At 50.3% G+C, this 753-nt stretch carries 1 tRNA gene and 1 rRNA gene; both read left to right on the top strand.

Annotation, left to right across the window (positions count from 1 at the left end):
- Window positions 1-46: 46 nt before the first annotated feature.
- Window positions 47-119, top strand: a tRNA-Ala gene (locus B5E53_RS18730).
- A 415-nt stretch (window positions 120-534) separates the two neighbouring features.
- Window positions 535-753 (top strand): 23S ribosomal RNA (locus B5E53_RS18740); the annotation flags it as partial.

Raw genomic sequence — 753 nt, forward strand, 5'->3', positions numbered from 1 at the left:
CTATGCTGGAGACGGCATGGGAGAGCAGGTGGCTGCCGGAGAACTTGGGGGATTAGCTCAGTTGGGAGAGCGCCTGCCTTGCAAGCAGGAGGTCACGAGTTCGACTCTCGTATTCTCCACTCGGCGATAAGCCGAAAGATGTACATTGAAAACTGCACACAGAAAGTTATATTCTTAAATGAGCAATGCAGACCGCAACGGCTCAGAGCATTGGGGGCTTGCCCACAAATGCGAAAGGAGCCGATGAGGGATATAGTGCGAATGCACAGATCGAGAAGAAGCGGAGCGGATTCGAGATGGCATTGCGGATAAGAAATAACGACATCAGATTCCTATTTATTAAAATAGAGGAAAAGAATTTTTCAGTAACTGTTTAAAGTTTCAAAACGGTGAAGACAAAATTCTCCCAAAAGCAAGTCGGAAAGTCGAAAGACTTTATGATGTTAGCATGAGGCGCATGTCTCATGGAGCGGACTGCCGCCTACGCTAGGGCAGGCAGGAAGCAGCCGTATCAAAAGATACGGGCGAGGAAAAGGTCAAGCGAAGAAGGGCGCAGGGCGGATGCCTTGGCACTGAGAGCCGATGAAAGACGTGATAAGCTGCGAAAAGCTTCGGGGAGGAGCACATATCCATCGATCCGGAGATTTCTGAATGGGGAAACCCGGCTGAGCAACCCTCAGTCATCCGTACGTGAATCCATAGCGTGCGGAAGGGAACCCGGGGAACTGAAACATCTAAGTACCCGGAGGAAGA

The organism is Eubacterium sp. An11, from assembly GCF_002161065.1.
Taxonomy (GTDB): Bacteria; Bacillota; Clostridia; order Lachnospirales; family Lachnospiraceae; genus Anaerobutyricum; species Anaerobutyricum faecale.